Below are 2,179 nucleotides of genomic sequence, written 5' to 3' on the forward strand. Positions count from 1 at the left end.
CCTGTCACTGCTTGGTACCGTGCAGGTAGGCGAGACCGCCTTTTTGGGCGAGCAGACTACACCAGGCCAGAGCGGCAATGCCGCAGCCAGTGCTGCTGAGAAGCGTGGAGAGCTACCATTTACCGGCGGCACAATCCTCTGGGTATTGCTAATCACCGGTTTAGCCTTAACAACTACAGGATTTGGTGTTAAAGCCCTCAAAAAGAATTAACCTCACGATTAACTCACAAAAGCCGATAACTGAAAACATGTAAATACGCAGAGCTTTGTTAGAAGTTCACAAGCTCTGCTATTTAACGCCCTAAAAGACAAGCGACTCAAGCAAGGATAACTGGCAAAGTACGCAAACTTTGGAATGCAGGTTAAAATTGGAAGAGCAGTTCGAAGTACTCCAGTTCATAAAAATATTAGGTAAGAGAAAGGCGATAATCGTCCTCGGTACGATTATCTGCTTGTTGGGTTCGATAGTGGCCACTTCTTTGATGACGCCTAAATTTGAGGCCTCAGTCGAGATGCTTGTCTCTCAGGGTCAAATTGCACCCAGTAACCAATCTCTCGGTGAGTCATACCAGGCCTTACTGCTAAGCGAACGGCTTGCCATGACTTTTAAAGAGATGATATCGAGTAGAACTCTTGCGGAGAGGGTTATCTCGAAACTTGAGCTGCCTTTACTGCCTGAAGATTTGCAGAAAAAAGTGGGCGCAAAGCTGGTAAAAGACACACAACTCATAGAGATATCGGTTACCGATGACAACCCGGTTCAAGTCAAGAACATAGCCAACGCCTATGCCAGCGAGTTTGTTACTATAACCAAAGAGGTTATACCTTCATCCGCACTCATAAACGTAAAAGTAGTTGAGCCGGCGGTGGTACCACTTGATCCGGTAAAACCAAACGCTACCTTAAACGTGATCTTAGGGTTCCTGATCGGCCTAATGGCCAGCATCGGTCTCGCGTTTCTCATGGAGACGCTCGACGTGACGATTAAGGAGCAAGAGGATGTTGAGGGATTGTTGGGGGTGCCATCACTAGGTAAGATACCCGGTGGGGAGAGCCCGTTTCTTCTTAGTAACGATAATGCGATTGTGTCTGATGCTTACCGGAGCATAAGAACGAACCTTCAATATATCAACTTTAACCAATCGATAAAAACCCTGATCGTATCCAGTCCTAACCAAAGCGAGGGCAAGACGACTGTTTCAGCGAATCTCGCGATTGTCTATGCACAAGCAGGTTACAAGGTACTCATAATTGAATGCGATTTAAGACGGCCGACTTTAGCTAATCTCTTCTACATTCCAGACGATAGAGGACTTTCAAATGTTTTAGCGGGCGCGGCGACCGTGGAATCGGTGATGCGAGAGACACAGGTTGATGGATTACAAATCATCTCAAGTGGACCGATCCCGCCAAACCCCGCAGACCTCCTGAATTCGGAGCACATGGATAGGGCGCTGGCCGATCTGCGTGAGAAGTTTGACCTGATAATCCTTGATTCTCCTCCGGCACTTGCGATTACAGATACCGCTATTCTTTCTACAAAAGCGGATGCGGTTCTTTTGTTGTCGCATTATGGAAAAACCAAGAAGAACGAGATCGTCGCCGCCAAAGAGGCGCTTAGTAAAGTGGGGGCCCGTATCATCGGTTTTGTGATCAACGGCGCCAACATGCCGCGGAAAGGCGGCTACTATTATTATAAATCTTACGCGGAGCAGCCGACAGCAACTAACTGATCATTAACTAATTAAGGGATCATGGAAGGCACTACAAACCAGTCTAATCAGCAAAAAACTTATAAAGCGCAACCGGGAAAGAGGGTACTTATAGCCCTCTCTTGCTTGTTTATGGTCGTGCTGCTCGTCATCTATGGTGTGATACTTTCGACCAACATCTTATCTGCGAGAAAATCTCTCTATCAAGGGCGGGGGCATTTGGAATCGGCGTATGTAGCTGCAGAAAAGGCAGACTTTGGGGAATCGGCTATGAGTTTTAAACGGGCCAAGACCAGCTTTATCAATGCAAACAAAATCCTCGCCAGACCGAGCATTAAGTTACTGATGCCCGTTCCCATCCTCAACAAGAATTTGCAGGCCATTAAAAGGTTGACCTCTGCCGGATTTCAAGTCTCGCTCGCGGGTGAGTCGCTTGCGAAGGCATCGATGTTCTTTCCGCAAAAACA

Annotated in this window: 3 protein-coding genes; all 3 read left to right on the plus strand. The window is 47.2% G+C overall.

Going from position 1 to position 2,179, the window contains the following annotated elements; all coding sequences use genetic code 11:
- Positions 1-211 (plus strand): hypothetical protein (locus COY37_RS07995; protein WP_286977134.1); only part of this gene is annotated, 211 nt, incomplete at its 5' end.
- A 157-nt stretch (positions 212-368) separates the two neighbouring features.
- Positions 369-1,733 (plus strand): tyrosine-protein kinase domain-containing protein, encoded by a 1,365-nt coding sequence (locus tag COY37_RS08000; protein WP_286977136.1) that lies wholly within the window; start codon positions 369-371, stop codon positions 1,731-1,733.
- 249 nt (positions 1,734-1,982) lie between these two features.
- A partial coding sequence (locus COY37_RS08005) for a hypothetical protein (protein ID WP_286977138.1) occupies positions 1,983-2,179 on the plus strand: 197 nt, incomplete at its 3' end.

Source organism: Candidatus Aquicultor secundus, assembly GCF_002791875.1.
GTDB classification, from domain to species: Bacteria; Actinomycetota; Aquicultoria; order Aquicultorales; family Aquicultoraceae; genus Aquicultor_A; species Aquicultor_A secundus.